This window comes from Komagataeibacter sp. FXV3 (assembly GCF_015155755.1).
Lineage (GTDB): Bacteria > Pseudomonadota > Alphaproteobacteria > Acetobacterales > Acetobacteraceae > Komagataeibacter.
Genome location: NZ_VWPI01000102.1, coordinates 1 through 16,020, shown reverse-complemented (window position 1 = coordinate 16,020; position 16,020 = coordinate 1). Strand labels below are relative to the sequence as shown.

General features: G+C 62.0%; 13 protein-coding genes, 1 pseudogene and 1 riboswitch. Of the genes and pseudogenes, 8 read left to right on the top strand and 6 right to left on the bottom strand.

Annotation, left to right across the window (positions count from 1 at the left end; translation table 11 throughout):
• Nucleotides 1–363: 363 nt before the first annotated feature.
• From F1542_RS09815 to F1542_RS09800, 4 genes are all read right to left on the bottom strand, one after another.
• Nucleotides 364–1,425 carry a transporter gene (locus tag F1542_RS09815; RefSeq protein WP_193732882.1) on the bottom strand — a complete coding sequence of 354 codons (1,062 nt, stop codon included), beginning with the start codon at nucleotides 1,423–1,425 and terminating at the stop codon, nucleotides 364–366.
• 119 nt (nucleotides 1,426–1,544) lie between these two features.
• Complete coding sequence (locus F1542_RS09810) at nucleotides 1,545–1,937, bottom strand: DUF3597 domain-containing protein (protein ID WP_193732881.1); 393 nt, start codon at nucleotides 1,935–1,937, stop codon at nucleotides 1,545–1,547.
• Nucleotides 1,938–2,014: 77 nt separating this feature from the next.
• Nucleotides 2,015–3,313, bottom strand: a complete 1,299-nt coding sequence (ahcY, locus tag F1542_RS09805) for an adenosylhomocysteinase (protein ID WP_193732880.1) — start codon at nucleotides 3,311–3,313, stop codon at nucleotides 2,015–2,017.
• Between the two features lie 80 nt (nucleotides 3,314–3,393).
• Nucleotides 3,394–4,443: a dipeptidase gene (locus tag F1542_RS09800; protein ID WP_227672633.1), complete on the bottom strand. Its 1,050-nt coding sequence runs from the start codon at nucleotides 4,441–4,443 to the stop codon at nucleotides 3,394–3,396.
• A gap of 190 nt (nucleotides 4,444–4,633) precedes the next feature.
• Here F1542_RS09800 and F1542_RS09795 point away from each other — a divergent pair, with 190 nt between their 5' ends.
• The 4 genes from F1542_RS09795 to F1542_RS09780 all read left to right on the top strand — a co-directional run bounded on the left by F1542_RS09795 (nucleotide 4,634) and on the right by F1542_RS09780 (nucleotide 8,627).
• Complete coding sequence (locus F1542_RS09795) at nucleotides 4,634–5,470, top strand: aldo/keto reductase (protein WP_193732878.1); 837 nt, start codon at nucleotides 4,634–4,636, stop codon at nucleotides 5,468–5,470.
• A 159-nt stretch (nucleotides 5,471–5,629) separates the two neighbouring features.
• Nucleotides 5,630–6,868, top strand: coding sequence for a transglycosylase SLT domain-containing protein (locus F1542_RS09790; protein WP_193732877.1), 1,239 nt, complete (start codon nucleotides 5,630–5,632; stop codon nucleotides 6,866–6,868).
• Nucleotides 6,869–6,903: 35 nt separating this feature from the next.
• On the top strand, nucleotides 6,904–7,521 hold the full coding sequence (locus F1542_RS09785; protein ID WP_010511216.1) for a peroxiredoxin: 618 nt from the start codon (nucleotides 6,904–6,906) through the stop codon (nucleotides 7,519–7,521).
• Nucleotides 7,522–7,684: 163 nt separating this feature from the next.
• Nucleotides 7,685–7,872: riboswitch (cobalamin riboswitch) on the top strand.
• 29 nt (nucleotides 7,873–7,901) lie between these two features.
• Nucleotides 7,902–8,627, top strand: a complete 726-nt coding sequence (locus F1542_RS09780) for a CbtA family protein (RefSeq protein WP_193732876.1) — start codon at nucleotides 7,902–7,904, stop codon at nucleotides 8,625–8,627.
• Here the strand turns inward: F1542_RS09780 and F1542_RS09775 are convergent.
• Nucleotides 8,618–9,808, bottom strand: a complete 1,191-nt coding sequence (locus F1542_RS09775; RefSeq protein WP_193732875.1) for a PotD/PotF family extracellular solute-binding protein — start codon at nucleotides 9,806–9,808, stop codon at nucleotides 8,618–8,620. The genes F1542_RS09780 and F1542_RS09775 overlap by 10 nt on opposite strands.
• Nucleotides 9,809–10,051: 243 nt before the next feature.
• On the opposite strand from F1542_RS09775, the gene F1542_RS09770 reads away from it, so the two are divergent.
• The 4 genes from F1542_RS09770 (at nucleotide 10,052) to F1542_RS09755 (ending at nucleotide 15,865) form a co-directional block, all read left to right on the top strand.
• Nucleotides 10,052–11,170, top strand: coding sequence for a 1-acyl-sn-glycerol-3-phosphate acyltransferase (locus F1542_RS09770; RefSeq protein ID WP_227672632.1), 1,119 nt, complete (start codon nucleotides 10,052–10,054; stop codon nucleotides 11,168–11,170).
• 202 nt (nucleotides 11,171–11,372) lie between these two features.
• Nucleotides 11,373–13,562: an EAL domain-containing protein gene (locus F1542_RS09765; protein ID WP_193732873.1), complete on the top strand. Its 2,190-nt coding sequence runs from the start codon at nucleotides 11,373–11,375 to the stop codon at nucleotides 13,560–13,562.
• 123 nt (nucleotides 13,563–13,685) lie between these two features.
• Nucleotides 13,686–15,419 carry a bifunctional diguanylate cyclase/phosphodiesterase gene (locus F1542_RS09760; RefSeq protein WP_193732872.1) on the top strand — a complete coding sequence of 578 codons (1,734 nt, stop codon included), beginning with the start codon at nucleotides 13,686–13,688 and terminating at the stop codon, nucleotides 15,417–15,419.
• Nucleotides 15,416–15,865, top strand: a complete 450-nt coding sequence (locus tag F1542_RS09755) for a hypothetical protein (protein WP_193732871.1) — start codon at nucleotides 15,416–15,418, stop codon at nucleotides 15,863–15,865. Before F1542_RS09760 ends, F1542_RS09755 begins: the two co-directional genes overlap by 4 nt.
• 44 nt (nucleotides 15,866–15,909) lie before the next feature.
• On the opposite strand, the pseudogene F1542_RS09750 reads toward F1542_RS09755, so the two are convergent.
• Nucleotides 15,910–16,020: pseudogene (locus F1542_RS09750) on the bottom strand (IS5/IS1182 family transposase); the annotation flags it as partial.

The following is a 16,020-nucleotide window of genomic DNA, read 5'->3' as shown; positions in this document are numbered from 1 at the left end:
GAACCTATGACGATATCGTTGATATCGCCTGCCATGCCTGGAACCAGCTCGTCGATCAACCATGGCGCATCATGTCAATCGGACTGCGCAAGTGGGCTCATAGGTTATAGCAATCAACGGTTGGTATTAACTGACGACACGCCGTAATGTGTTCGTCGAAAGACGGACCATCTGAGAATATGAGCGACGCGTAACCTGCGTTAGGAGATTTTTACGACGAGGTACCTGATTTCCTGTATGGACGGACCAGCGGACAAGGACTGTCGTGTCTGCTGTATTCCTCTACCGGGACGTAATCCGCTGGAATGGCAGCCGTAGTGATATGGAAAGATCGACGGTCCGTGTTCAGCCCCCATCCGTCGCTTACAGCAGCTTCATGATTTTGAGCAGCAGCCATGTGATCATCATGAACACGAAGCAGATACCTCCGGCTTCCACGGTTCCCAGCGGGCCGGATGCAAGGAACATGCCGCCCGTATTCATGCCAAAAAAACCGGTGACAAAGGTCGCGGGCAGCATCAGCGTGGTCACGATGGATACGGTATACAGGCGGCGGTTGGTCTCTTCCGCCTGACCGGACGCCAGTTCGTCCTGCAGCGATCGTGCACGGTCCTGTAGCGCCAGAAGGTCATCAAGGGCCGCATGGATCTGGCGCTGTGAACGGTCGCGGATGTCATCTTCCGCCCATTCGGGCAGTTCCAGATCCTCGTTATGGAAAATGCGGTCCACGGGTGAAATCACGCGGCGCAGTTCGGTCGAACGGCGGCGCACGCGCCCGATCAGCCCGCTTATGCGACCGAAATCAGTGTGCTGGTCCAGCGTCAGCAGCAGATCCTCGGCACGATCCAGCTGGTCATCCAGCATGGCGATGTTGCGTCGTACGGTATCGGCAAATTCCAGCAAGGTATGATCCACTACCTCGGCAGGGGAGTCGTACGAAGCCCGCTGCATGGCCCGGTAAATGACCCCTAGGGCCGGAACTGGCTGGCGGCGCGTGGTGATCAGCAGGGTGGGCAGGACCGCGAAACGCCATGCGGACAAGTTCTTGTCATCTTCCGACATGGCATCGTCAAAGCCGGGCAGGGCGCCATAGACGATATCGCCTTCCGCCTCGACATTGGTGCCGCGATCCGTGCTGCCCAACGCAAGGCGCACTTCCTCAGGCAGGCAGGGAATGGCCTGGATATGGGCGCGGCTGGCGGTATGGACGATATCGTAATGTAGCCAGACCCATGTGGCCGGCTCATCGGGGGGGTAGCCTTCAAGCGCGCGGGCAATCTGTTCATCCGTCAGGCGCTCAGGCTTCTGACCCGGCTGGCAGGCAATGGCCCATACCAGTCCGTTGGAGACAGAGGACGCGGATAACATGTCGACAGACAACCCGGTGGCGTTGTCCGTCATGGGGAAATCGGGGACGTTTCCCATCGCGTATCCCTCCGTCATGCTGCCGGTCTGGCCGGTTCTGGTGGCTATGTCCGTGGCTGATACAAAACGGGCGGCCGGTGGCTGTCGGCCACGCGCCCGCCCGTTACGCCAGCGGCGTATTATTTCATCAGGTCAGGGGAGACCTTGCCGCCATTTTCCGCCAGCTTCTGCATGACCTGCTTGATCAGCCAGATGTTCATGGACGCGGAATCGTTCATGTCACCGGTGTAATGCAGTTCCGTCGCCAGCTGCTTGCGCGCGGTAAGCGAGCTGTCCAGGCCCAGCAGCTTCAGCAGGTCCACGATGGAAGTCTGCCAGTTCAGCTTTTCCGGGTTTTTAGCCGCCAGCGCGCTCAGCACCGCGTCCACGTCAACCGGCTGTGCCGGGGCGGCAGGTGCCGCAGTCGCTGCGGGTGCAGCAGCAGGTGCTGCAGTGGTTGCAGCGGCCGGGGTGGCGGCTGCAGCGGTGTGGCTGCCGAAAATCTTGGACAGGATTGAACCGAAGATGCTCATGTTCTCTTTCTCCATCACATGATGTGGTCCGGCGGATGCCGGACCCCTCACGCATATGTTAGGGACGTTTGCAGCGCTTAGTAACGATACAGATCATTCTTGAACGGGCCATTGACCGGCACGCCGATATAATCCGCCTGCGTCTGTGACAGCTTCGACAGCTTTGCGCCAACCTTGGCCAGATGCAGGAAGGCCACCTTCTCATCCAGGTGCTTGGGCAGGGTATAGACCTTGTTTTCGTACTTGCCCGCCGGTGCCTGCCACAGGTCGATCTGCGCCAGCGTCTGGTTGGTGAAGGACGCGGACATGACGAAGGACGGATGGCCCGTCGCATTGCCCAGGTTCACCAGGCGGCCTTCGGACAGGACGATCAGGCGCTTGCCGTCGGGGAAGACGACCTCGTCCACCTGCGGCTTGATGTTGTCCCATTTGTAGTTGCGCAGGGCGTTGATCTGGATTTCGGAATCAAAGTGCCCAATGTTGCACACGATGGCGCGGTTCTTCATCTCGCGCATGTGCTCGATGGTGATGACGCCCTCGTTACCGGTCGCGGTGACGAAGATATCGCCGCGGGGCGCACCTTCTTCCATCGTCACGACCTCATAGCCTTCCATCGCGGCCTGCAGGGCGCAGATAGGGTCGACTTCGGTCACCAGCACGCGGCAGCCCGCGTTGCGCAGGGATGCTGCTGAACCCTTGCCCACGTCGCCATAACCAGCAACCACGGCAACCTTGCCCGCCATCATCACATCCGTGCCACGGCGGATCGCATCCACCAGGCTTTCACGGCAGCCATACAGGTTGTCGAACTTCGACTTCGTGACGCTGTCGTTGACGTTGATGGCCGGAACCTTCAGCAGGCCCTTCTTGGCCATGTCCCACAGGCGATGCACGCCGGTCGTGGTCTCTTCGGAGACGCCACGCACGTCATTGAGCATCTCGGGATACTTCTCGTGCATCAGCGTCGTCAGGTCGCCGCCGTCGTCGAGGATCATGTTCGGTGTCCAGCCATCCGGACCCTTGATGGTCTGCTCGATGCACCACCAGAACTCGTCCTCGGTCAGGCCCTTCCACGCGAACACGGGCACGCCGGTTGCGGCGATGGCGGCGGCCGCCTGGTCCTGGGTCGAGAAGATGTTGCACGAAGACCAGCGGACCGTGGCGCCGAGCGCCGTGAGGGTCTCGATCAGCACGGCGGTCTGGATCGTCATGTGCAGGCAGCCGGCGATGCGCGCGCCCTTCAGCGGCTTGGATTCGCCATATTCCTCACGGAGGGCCATAAGCCCCGGCATTTCGCCTTCCGCGATCGAGATTTCCTTGCGGCCCCACTCGGCAAGCGAGATGTCCTTGACCTTGTAGTCGGTGCTGGTGGTCATTTCTTATCCTGTATTCGTCAATGCGGCACAGGATATACCCCGTCGGGCGCGCGTGATCCAGAGCGCGCGGGATTCCATGTTCACGCGAACGTGCTGGCGACCTCTTCCGCCTGCTTCAGGATCCGCAGGAAATTTTCCCCCCACAGGGCCGCGATCTGGCTGCGGTCATAGCCACGACGCAGCAGTTCCGCCGTAAGATTGGGCGATTCCGATGCATCGGCCCAGCCCCGTATGCCGCCGCCGCCATCGAAGTCGGACGAGATGCCAACATGCTTGATCCCGATTCGCTGCACGGCGTAATCGATATGGTCCACGAAGTCCGCCACCGTGACCGGGCGGATGTCGCGCACGTCACGCGGGCGCAGGAAGGCGTCCATGGCGGTAATGTGGATGACCCCGCCACAGGTCTTCAGCGCGTCAAGCTGCCCGTCATCAAGGTTGCGCGGGTGATCGCACAGGGCGCGCACGCAGGAATGGCTGGCGAAGACCGGCGCGCGGGACAGTTCGACCGCCTGCATCATGGTGTCGCGTGACGTGTGCGAGACATCAACCAGCATGCCCACGCGGTTCATCTCGGCCACGGCATCCCGGCCCAGGCCGGACAGCCCATGATGCAGCGTCTCGGGATCATCAAGATGGTGCATGGGCCGCGCCGAGTCGGCCAGCTGGTTATGACCGTTATGCGTCAGCGTCATGTAACGTGCGCCCAGGGCCCGGAACCGCGCGATCAGCGATAGGTCCTCGCCAATTGCATAACCATTTTCCACGGCGGGGATAATGGCGATTTCATCCGCATCACAGGCCGTGCGCACCGCCGCCGCCGTATCGCATACCCGTACGCCGGGGATCTGGCCCGTCTCCCCGATTACGCGCAGCATGGCCTCCGCCCGGGTGGAGGCCGCCTCATGCCCCGCCGCGTCACGCGCGCCCTGTCCCACATAGGCCACAAGACATGCCGCCCGCAGGCCGCCTGCGCGCATGCGCGGCAGGTCCACCCGCCGCGACGGCGCGCCCGTGGCGAAGTCGCCGCGATCCGGCCACGGGATGTCCACATGGGTATCAATGGTCAGCAGCGTGCGGTGCAGTTCCATCGCATCGGTGACGGATATGTCGGTTGGTGTGTCAGTCATGGGGCCTCCAGCAATGGTGATAATGAACCACATGCAGCCCAGTCCTGAAAACTGGGCATAAACCAAAAGTGGTTACCTGTCGTTAGGGTAGGGACCGGCGACGCACGTCCAGCCCCCGGCCCGGTCGCCACCCTGCCGCCTGTGCGCCGGGGCACCATAGCCGCCGGGAGCGCCTGACGAAGGAACGACCATGACGACCTCCATCCCCCTGCTCAAGCTGAATGACGGCCACAAGATCCCCGCCATGGGGTTCGGCACTTATCCGCTGGACAACCCGCAGGCCGAAAAGGCCGTGCGTGAGGCCCTGACGGCGGGCTATCGGCTGTTTGATACCGCGTCGCGTTACGGAAACGAAAGCGGGGTGGGGACCGGACTGGTCAGCTTCGACATCGGGCGCGAGGACATTTTCGTCACCACCAAACTGCGCGGCGCCGACCAGGGATATGACAGCACGCTGCGCGCGTTTGACGAAAGCCTTGAACGCCTGAAGATGAGTTATGTTGACCTGTACCTCATCCACTGGCCGCTGCCCGCCAAGGACCAGTATGTCGAAAGCTGGAAGGCGATGATCCGCCTGCAGAAGGAAGGTCGCATCCGTTCGATCGGCGTCTCCAACTTCCTGCCTGAACACCTGCAGCGCCTGATTGATGAAACCGGCGTCACCCCCGCCGTCAACCAGATCGAGATGCATGCCGATTTCGCGCAGTCGGAACAGGTCGCCCTGCACAAGAAGCTGGGTATCCTGACCGAGGCATGGAGTCCGCTGGGGCGCGGGAAGCTGCTGGAAAACCCCGTCGTCAAACGGATTGCGGACCGGCATGGCAAGTCCACGGCGCAGGTCCTGCTGCGCTGGGTGATCGATTGTGGCGCAGTGCCCATTCCCAAGAGTGCGCATCCCGACCGCATGCGCGCCAACCTGCATGCGTTCGATTTCCAGTTGACGACGGATGACATGAGCGACCTTGCGACGCTCGACAGCCCCCACAACCGCACCGGTGGCGATCCCGCCACCTATGTCGAGGAATAAAAGGCTGTTTTGAAAGAACGGAAGTTTCCGGGTGCTGCCTTTTTTCAAAAAGGCGGCGTTCTTTGAAGCTTTTTGGAAAAAGCTTCACCAAAAACTTTTCTATGAATTCGCATCAACCTGACCTGCCGGTTACATCACGGACATGCCGGCGGGGCAGGATTGCACAAGCCAGAGCCACGCTGTTATGGTGCGCCCGCCCGTCCCGTCGGGCGGGCCATGTTGGCGCGTCTGCCTTGGGAAAATGGGCATGACCGGGATCACACCACCAGCATGGCACCAGCGCAGGCAGTAGCGGCATCTGACGAACATGGCGGCCTGGCCGCGCAGGCTTCCCCCACGCGCCGGTCCCTGCGATGGCTGGCGCTGGGATTTGCGGGCATGCTGGCCGCCTGCGCCCACAATCCTTCGCCCGAAATGAGCGAGGAACAGATCCTTCACGAGGCCGAGTCCTATCGTGCCCGTGCCCAGAGCAACTATACCCCGCCGGGACCGCCGGAAGACCCATGGGGGCCTTATATCAACGAGGCCTCGCAGCGCTTTGACGTGCCCAGTGTCTGGATCCGCGAGGTCATGCGGCGCGAGTCGGGTGGCCAGCTTTACCACAATGGCCAGTTCGTGACCTCGCTGCCCGGCGCCATGGGGCTGATGCAGCTCATGCCGCCGACCTATGACATAATGCGGGCGCGGTACAATCTTGGTCCCGACGCCTATGACCCGCACGACAATATCGAGGCAGGCACGGCCTATATCCGTGAAATGTATGACATTTACGGCTCCCCTGGTTTCCTTGCCGCCTATAACAGCGGGCCGGGGCGGCTGGATGACTTCCTCGACCGCTATCACACCCTGCCCAAGGAAACGCGTGATTATGTCGCCGCCATCGGACCACGGATCGCGGGCAGTACGCCCGTGAACCGTTCGCAGGCCGACCTGCTGGTGGAAGCGCGCGCCCTGGCCCGCGCGCAGGCGGCGCAGAACGCGCGTGGCAGGCAGAGCCGGGGCCGCCAGCTTCTGGCATCCGTCCCGCGGGGGGGCGCGGCCGATACGCCGTCGCCCGAAGCTGCTGCCGTGCGCGCGGCATGGAGTGCCCGTGAACAGAGTGGCCTGTCCCCGATGGCCGCTGCCGGAACCCACCCCGGCGTCATCAGCATGGCGAACAGCCATGACTGGGCGGTGCAGGTCGGTGCCTATGGATCGATCGGGCAGGCGGAGCATGCGGCAGGACAGGCGCGGGCGAAGGTTTCGTTCAGCGGCGCACGCACGCAGGTCGCGACCGTTGCATCGGGGCGCCGTCATGTCTATCGTGCAAGGCTGACCGGCCTGTCGCACGAAGCGGCCCAGCAGGTCTGTCAGCGACTGGGCGGATCAGGGTGCCAGATCCTGCCGCCAACCACATGACGACATAAACCCTGCCCGCAGGGTGATGAGGATACATGAGGTATTTTTACAGGCGTTCACGCTGGTCCCTGCCGGGACTGTGCCTGCCGTTGGTCGGTGTCATGGCGTTTGCCGGCTTTGTCTGCTTTTCCCCCGCGCGTGCGGCCCTGCCGGTTGGCAGCCAGGCCCCCATGTTCGACGCGCAGGCCACCACCAATGGCAGCGAGTTCGATTTCCGCCTGGCCGATGCACTGCGACAGGGGCCGGTGGTGCTGTATTTCTACCCCGCCGCCTTTACCCGTGGCTGCACCATGGAAGCGCATGACTTCGCCAACGCCATGGACCAGTACAAGGCGCTTGGCGCTACGGTCATTGGCGTGTCCACCGATGACATGCACACCCTCGACCGCTTTTCCGTAAGCGAGGGCCATGGCCGCTTCCCCGTCGCGACCGACCCGAAGGGCCAGATCGCAAAGATGTATGACAGCCACCTGCCGCTGGTGAACCGCGCCAGCCGCACGTCCTATGTCATCGCCCCCGATGGCAAGGTGATCTACGCCTACAGCGCCCTGTCGCCCAAGGGGCATGTCAGCGGAACGCTGGATGCACTGAAGCAGTGGCGCGCGGCGCAGGGCAACGCCAGCAAGGTCACCCTGCCCGCAAAGCCCCAGTAAAAGCCGATTTCAAAATAATCTCCTGATAAAGATAAAAGTTTTTGGGTGCCGCCTTTTTGAAAAAAGGCGGCGTTCCTTGAAGCTTTTTGAAAAAAGCTTCACCAGAAACTTTTTATAATTTCAGATAGATTTCTGAAGTAGCTCTCAGGGTCGCAACATTGACTTGCGTTCACCGCACGGTATTGACTGGCTTTTCCGTATCCGTGGGGAGAAGCCGGTGGGATTCCGGCACGGTCGCGCCACTGTACACCGCAGCCTTTGCGGAAGTCAGACCTCCCGGCGGATAGAACTTCATTCCGTTACGGGACGCGCTTTCCCGACAGGAGATCTGACCCCATGTCTTTCATTATTTCTCTCCCGCCGCATCGGGATATGCCCTGATGGCCGGACGCCTCCTGCTGCGTGGTATGCTGGCGGGCATTGCCGCCGCCGCCCTTGCATTCCTGTTTGCCCGTGTGTTCGGTGAACCGCAGGTCAATCTTGCCATTGCCTTCGAATCCGCCATGGATGCGGCATCGGGTGAGCCACCGGAACCCGAACTGGTCAGCCGGGGCGTGCAGGCATCCCTTGGGCTGCTGACGGCTGCCGTCATGTATGGCGCGGCGTATGGCGGGCTGTTTGCGCTGGTGTTCTCGCTGGCGTATGGGCGCATCGGCCGCTTTTCGCCGCGCATGCTGTCCATGCTGCTGGCGGGGGCGGGATTCCTGGCCGTGGTGCTGGTGCCGGACCTGAAATACCCGGCCAATCCCCCTGCGGTGGGGCAGCCGGAAACCATTGGCCTGCGCACGACAGCCTATTTTGAAATGGTCGTCTTTTCGCTGTGTGCGCTGACGCTGGCGGTCCTGTCCGGGCGCGCGCTGGCCACGCGCCTTGGTAACTGGGGTGCGACGTTATGCGGCGGGGCGGTGTTCGTGGTGCTGGTGGCGCTGCTGCAATGGGCGCTGCCCGATATCAGTGAAGTGCCGGACAATTTCCCCGCCGCCCTGCTGTGGCGCTTCCGCGAGGCCGCCCTTGGCATGCAGATCGTGCTGTGGGGCAGCCTCGGGCTGGTCTTCGGCATGATGGCCGATCGGCTGCTGGGGCGCGGTATACCCCGTTACGGCTGATCCGGCGTATCATCCCCATCATGACTGCCGCCGATTCTGTCCGGTGTCGGGGCCGTGGTGGGGATGTCTTCCTTCATGACTCTGTCCCATATCGCATGCAGCTTGGTGTCCATGGCGTCATCCAGCACGGGGAAGGGATGGCTTGCCGCGATATAGGCAGGCTGCTGGTCCCAGTGCAGGGCGGCTTTCGTATCGGCATCCAGCGGCGCGTTGGTATTGGCGGGCATGCCCCAGAAACATGATGACGTGGCCAGTCGCGCCTGTGCCGCGGGCGTGCGCAGGTATTGCGCGAACGCCAGCGCCAGTGCCTTGCGTTGCGAGGCTTCGATGATCGAGATGCCATGCTGCCACCGGATACCGCCCTGCCGGGGCAGGGTGAAGGTCAGGTCCGGCCGCTGTTTCGGAATATCGGGCTGCGCCGTGGGCGTACTGACCGTGCCGCCTTCGCCCACGCCCGCCGTGGTCCATGCGCCGCCGCCTACGACAATATCCACCACGCCATCGGCCAGCGCCTGCTGCACGCTGGCGCTATCGCCCACCAGTGTCGCATTGGCGCGCAAGGCCGCCAGCTTGTCCTGCAATGCAGGCAGGTCGGCATCCGTCAGCTGCGCGGGATCAAGCCCCAGCGCCAGGGCGATATAGGACAGGATGGGCAGGTAGCTGTCATAAATCGCGATATGCCCGTGATAACGCGGCTGCCACACTGCGTTGATGTCCTGCATGTCCTGTGCGCTGACATGGGCCTGGTTGAAGGCAACCGCGTGGAAACCGTATTTTTCCGGCACGGAATACAGCCGCCCCTGATATGAACCGGCGGCTGGACTGGCAATGGCGGCGGGAATGCCATCCGATGGGAAATCCGCCGGGTCCAGCGGCGCCAGCAGGCCGGCGGCCGCCAGTTGCGGGGCGGCGGTTTCCTCCAGTATCACCACGTCCCAGTCTCCTGCCTGCGACTGGCGCAGGATGTTCCGGGCGCTGGCGGTGCTGTCGATATCCTTGAAATGGACCCTTACCTTGTTGGCCTGTTCAAAGGGGCCGAGCAGTTCAGGGTCCTCGTGATCACACCATGTCAGCACGTTCAGCACATCATCCGCCGCCCGCGTCGGGCCGGGCTGGAGGGCTGCAAGGATGATGAAGGCGGTCGTGGCGGCCAGGAAGCCGCGACGGCTGCATGCGGACATAAGGGACAACTCCTGAAGGATAGGCCCCCAACATGGACGGGTATGCACGATGGGTCCAGTCAGGAAGGATTACAGATACGGCAGATGGGCTTCATGGCACGTATATATATCCATGCACCCATAATATGACCGTATGATGAAAGGGTTGATGCATGCCGCGTCGTTGCGTGCAGGACACGTCCCGTGCCTTGCACGCTTTCGCCATATTGTCCCGTGCCATCAGGTGGGGCTATGGATAGGCGCATGATCGCCGATTTCATCCGCCGTCTTGCCCGGCGTTGCGCCCCACAGCCTGTGTCCCGCTCCACGTCACGCGCCAACCGCCCGGTGATCGCGCCGCAGCCCGGATCGGTCGCGGAACGGGATATCGCCAACACAACGGTCATGCCATCGGGGCGGATACGTGCCTATGCCCGGACCGCGCGCGGGGTGGGCCGTCTGGCCGCCATCACTGTATGGGTGCCGCTGTCGGTCGGGTTCGAGGCGGTGCTGCTGCTGGTGCCCGGCACGGCCAAGATCCGGTGGACGCGCATGGTCTGGGGCGGGCTGTGCCTGCTCCTGTCGCTGCGCATCCGCGTGGTGGGACGCAGGGCAGGCGGCGTGGGCGGCAGGCGCGCACGGCAGGAAGGCGAGCGCCCGGTAATTTACGTGTCCAACCATTCCTCATGGCTGGATGTGCCGGTGCTGGGCACGGTGCTGCCATCCAATTTCGTGGCCAAGGGCGATATCGAGGGCTGGCCCATCATGGGACTCGTCTCGCGCATCGGCCGGACCATATTCGTCAGCCGCCAGCGCAGCACCACCGGCCGCGAACGTGACGAAATGCTGCACCGCCTGATGGTGGAAGGCGACAACCTGATCCTGTTCCCCGAAGGCACGTCGTCCGATGGGTCGCGGGTGCTGCCATTTCTGTCGGCCTTTTTCGCCATTGCCAAGCCGCCGCGCCTGCCACCGGGCAAGGGACCGGTGGAACCGGAAAGCGAGGCGGAAGCCATCGCGGCGCGTCCCGGCATGACGCCGCTGATCCAGCCGGTATCGGTGGTGTATGACCAGCTGGAAGGCGTTCCGGTCAACCGTGCGCGTCGCCCGGTCTTTGCCTGGTATGGTGACATGGAGCTTGGCCCGCATGTGTGGCAGCTGGTCAAGTGGCGTTCGATGCGTGCGACCGTGCTGCTGCACGCGCCGCTGGATCCCAATGATTTTCCCAGCCGCAAGGCGCTGGCGCAGGCAACATGGCGTGCGGTGGCCGCGGGGGCGGCCGAACTGCGCCAGAACCAGCCACAGCCGGAAAGTGAAACCGCGTATGCCTGCCGCCCGCTGGCGGGCCTGTTGCCACAGGATCTTGAACGGAGCCGGAACTGAGGGCTTTGTGTCAAGATTGAGGCATGTCATGTTTCCCCCATCCCTTAACCCGTAGGGTGGCCCCCCAATCGACGGTCCCGGTGGTGTCTGCCGCTGGATAGGGCTGGTCTGTCCGGCATGGTACCGCAGGCGTACCGGCCACGATCAGGATTAAAGTGATCTCACATGGCGCGACGGTCGTGCCAACGTTCTGGAGTTTACGGTGGATCAGCCGAAGATAAGCGCCGATGTCCTGCTGTCCGCAATGGAGCAGGCCATTGATCCCATGGTCGTGATTGATGAGCATAACTGCATCATCTTCTTCAATGCCGCGGCCGAGCGGATATGGGGCCTGCCGCGAACACAGGTCATGGGACAGAATGTCAGCTGTCTTGTGCCACAGGCGGACCGTGCGCTGCATGACAGCTATATCGACCGTAACCGCGAGACGGGCGTAGGCCGCATTGTCGGCACATCGCGTGAGGTGGAATTCCGCCGCGCCAATGGCGAATCTGTCTGCGGTGAACTGTCGATTTCGCGCGTGCAGGTGGGTGAGACAGGCAGGATCTACTACATCGCCGTCATGAAGGACGTGACGGAACAGAGCCGCCAGCGCAAGATCCTGATCCTGCAGAATGAAGTGCTCCAGTCGCTGGCGTCCGATGTGACCCTGCAGGAAGTGGGGGACCGGCTGTGCCGCCGCGTGGACGGTTTCGTGCCCGGTGGGGTGGCAGCACTCATCATGTTTGACAGCGCGCACAAGGTCAGCGTCACGTCTTCCCCCGGCATGCCCAACCGCTACCGCACGGCGCTGGACAGCATGCAGCTGACACCCGAACAGATCGACGCGCTGCGCAGTGCACCCGGTAACAGCAATGCCGTGGTGTGGGATGGGTATTCCTCCCTTGCCCGTTCACTGGGGCTGGAGCGGTGCTGCTCTTCCGCCATCATTTCCCGCACGGGACAGGTCATGGGTGTGTTCGCCGTGTACCTGCGTGATGACGATCCCTCGCTGGCATGGCCCGAACGGGTGGTTGCGACCTGCATGCCGCTGTGCGCACTGGCGATCGAACAGAACCAGACGCGCCAGCATATCGCCCAGCTGTCCAATTTCGACAGCCTGACCGGGCTGCTGAACCGTACGTCGCTGCATAATGTCATCGAACGCCTGATCATGCGGGGCGGGGACAGCCAGTTCTCGCTGTTCATGGTGGATATCGACCGTTTCCGCGACATCAACGACGCGCTGGGTCATGTGAATGCCGACCGTTTCCTGATCGAGATCGGTCGCCGCATCCGCGCGCTGGTCAATGACGAATATATCGTCAGTCGTTCGGGTGGGGACGAATTCATCATTGTCGTGCCCGACTGTTCGCACAGGCGCGCGGAGCAGTTTGCCGAAAACCTGATCAATTCGATCGCCAAGCCCCTGCAGGTAGGTGAGAACACGCTGAGCATTTCATGCTGCGTGGGCATTAGCACCTTCCCCGAAAACGGGCCGGACAGCGAATCCCTGCTCAGTCTGGCCGATGCCGCGGCCCGACAGGCGAAGGAGGACGGGCGGGGCCTGTACCGCTTCGCCGGGCATGAAAAGAACCAGGTGGCGCAGGAACGGCTGATGCTCGGCTCCGCCCTGCGTGACTCGCTGGCCAAGGGCATGCTGAGGCTGCATTACCAGCCGCAGGTGGAAACCATGACCGGGGGCCTGTACGGGGTCGAGGCCCTGTCGCGGTGGCATCATCCCACACTGGGCAACATCTATCCGTCCCGCTTCATTGCGGTGGCGGAGGATACGGGGCAGATCGAGGCCATTGGCCGGTGGTCGCTACAGGAAGCCTGTAGGCAGATGGTGAAATGGGACCGTGACGGGGTGCATGTGCCCACGGTTGCGGTCAACCTGTCGGCGGTGCATTTCCGCAACCGCGCGCTGCCGGAATATATCAGCAACCTGCTGAAGCATCATGACCTGACACCGGACCGCCTGACGGTGGAAATCACCGAAAGCGTGATGATGGACAATAGCAGTGACACGGAAGATGTGCTGTACGCCATCCGCAAGCTGGATGTCGGGCTGTCGATGGATGATTTCGGCACGGGATATTCGTCGCTGTCGCGGCTGACGCGCCTGCCGCTGACGGAAATCAAGATCGATCGCAGTTTCATCAATGATTTCGAGCATGACACCAACGCGCAGGCCGTGACCATGGCCGTGATCGGCATTGGTTCGCGTCTGGGCATGACGGTGGTGACCGAAGGGGTCGAGACCGAGCAGCAGTGGCGCCTGCTGGAGGAACTGCATTGTGACGTAATGCAGGGTTACCTGTTCGCGAAACCCCTGCCGCCGGAGGATCTGGAAAAATGGTTCCGTGAACGGCAGGAACGTGGGTCGTTCCTTATTCCGACCAAGGTGTAATATGATGTGGTCTCTGGTCTGGCGTAGGTGCATGGGTATATCATGCAGCGCTTCGGTCCTGTTGCCGGGCTGATTTCATGAAGCATTCTTTTCTGTTTTTTATTGTAGGTTCCAGGCGGGAATATGGCATTGCAACACGATGATCGGCTGCGGGCACTGACACATCAGGATGCGGATTTCTGGGCCGACCTGGTTGATAGTGTCCTGATCGTCGCCATTACCGACACACAGGGGGTCATCACCTATGTGAATGACCGTTTTTGTGAAATCAGTCAGTACTCGCGGGAGGAACTGATCGGTTCCACGCACCGGATCGTCAATTCCGGTTATCATGACGCTGATTTCTTCCGGGATCTGTACCGCACCATCGAGGCGGGCGAACTGTGGCAGGGCAATATCTGCAACCGTGCCAAGGACGGGTCGCTGTACTGGGTGGCGACCACCATCATCCCCAAAAAAGACAGGCAGGGCCGGATACAGGGCTATGTCGCCAGCCGGTTCGAGATTACCGAACTGATGAACACCCGTGACCGCCTGTGTGAACTGGCGGAAACGGATACGCTGACCGGGCTGCTCAACCGGGGCGGGTTCAATACCGCGCTGGCCGATGAAATCGCGCGCTGCCGTGAGGCCGGCGGCGGTGGGATACCCCAGCCCGCGCTGGCCATGTTCGACCTTGATGGCTTCAAGCAGATCAATGACGTGCATGGCCACCATGCGGGTGACATCGTGCTGCGCGCCATTGCCTCGCGCCTGATTGAAATGACCCATCCCGATGATCCTGTCAGCCGTCTGGGCGGGGATGAGTTCGCGGTGATCCTGCATCGCACGCTGGAGGACGTATCGCTGGAGCGGTACATGGACCGCCTGCAGGGTGTGCTGGAACGTCCCATTGACATTGAAACGGTGACCGTAAGTGTTGCGGGCAGCATTGGCGCGGTGCTGCTCGATGGCACCGACACGATGGAAGACGTGCAGAAAAACGCCGACATGGCGATGTATGCCGCCAAGCGCGCGGGTGGCAAGCAGTCGCAGATGTTCACCCGCAGCCTGCGCGAGCGCGCGCAGGCCCGTGTTTCCATCCTGAGCGAGGCGCGATGCGGTGTCGAACGCAACCAGTTCGAGGTCTATTACCAGCCGATCCTGAACTGCCGCACGCTTGAAGTGGACCAGATCGAGGCGCTGCTGCGCTGGCAGCACCCCGAGCGTGGCCTGCTGGCGGCGGAGGATTTTTCCGACGTGTTCACCGATGCCGGCCTGGCGCAGGCCATGGGCCCCCGCATGATCGAGGCCTTCCGCCATGACGTGTGCATGTGGAACGAGAAGGGCCAGCCCGCGCGCCAGCTTGCCATCAACCTGTCACGCATGGACCTGATCCGTGATGACTACCAGCGTGAGCTGGAGGAATCGCTCAGGCGTTTCAACATGTCCCCGGACAGCTTCGTGCTGGAAGTGACCGAGGCGATGCTGCACGGCCGCCGGGCGGATCAGGGGATCCGCAACCTGCGCGAACTGGCGCGTTCGGGTTTCCGCATTGCACTGGATAATTTCGGCAAGGGGATTACCGTGCTGAACCACCTGCGCGAACTGCCCTTTTCACAGGTCAAGATCGACCAGAGCATGGTCGCCAACATCGTGGGCAATCCCGATGCCTGCATGGTGCTGTCCAGCCTGATCGACATGGGGCAGGGTTTCGGGATGGAAATTACCGTCGAAGGTGTCGAAAACCGCGAACAGTTCGATCTGGTCATGCAGATGAAGCCGGAGCGGATACAGGGCTTCTATATTTCCTCCGCCCTGTCATCGCAGGATATCCTCAAGCTGCCATCGCATTTTGAAGGGGTCGCCCGCGCATGACCGATACCCCCCGTACCGTGGCTGCCCGGATTGGTGATGACCTGCCGCGCATTGATGTGATCGAACTGGCCAATACGCGGCGCATCATGCATGCCGAACGGCATAATGACGGGTCGCGCATGCCCATGTTCATTCCCACTGCGGCATGGGCGAAACTGCTGGAACTGCACTGCACTGGTGATGATACGCCCCAGCATCCGCGCCTTGCCCCGTCACGTGTGATGGATGGGCTGGAACGCGCGCTTGGCCGTATCATGACGGAGGTGGCGCGCCATGACGCCACGGATGATGAACCCCTGCGCCCGGCCTATGTCGTGACATCCGACCTGTTTGGCGCAGAAGGCCCGGTGGATATCCGCATGGTGGTGGACCGCACGACCGGGGTTGCCTGCATGCTGGCGGGACCGCCCGCGGATATCGCAGTCCTTGGGCTGGATAATCTGTAACCAGGGAAGTTTTTGGTGAAGCTTTTTTCAGGGTCTGTTGGGAATTAACGCGAATTGATGATTGCGGCGGTGAGATAAATCATCGCTGCGAATGATCTGTCGGTCTTGTCGCTTCGCATGGCGATGCGCTTGAACTCCTTGAGCTTGCAGAAGAA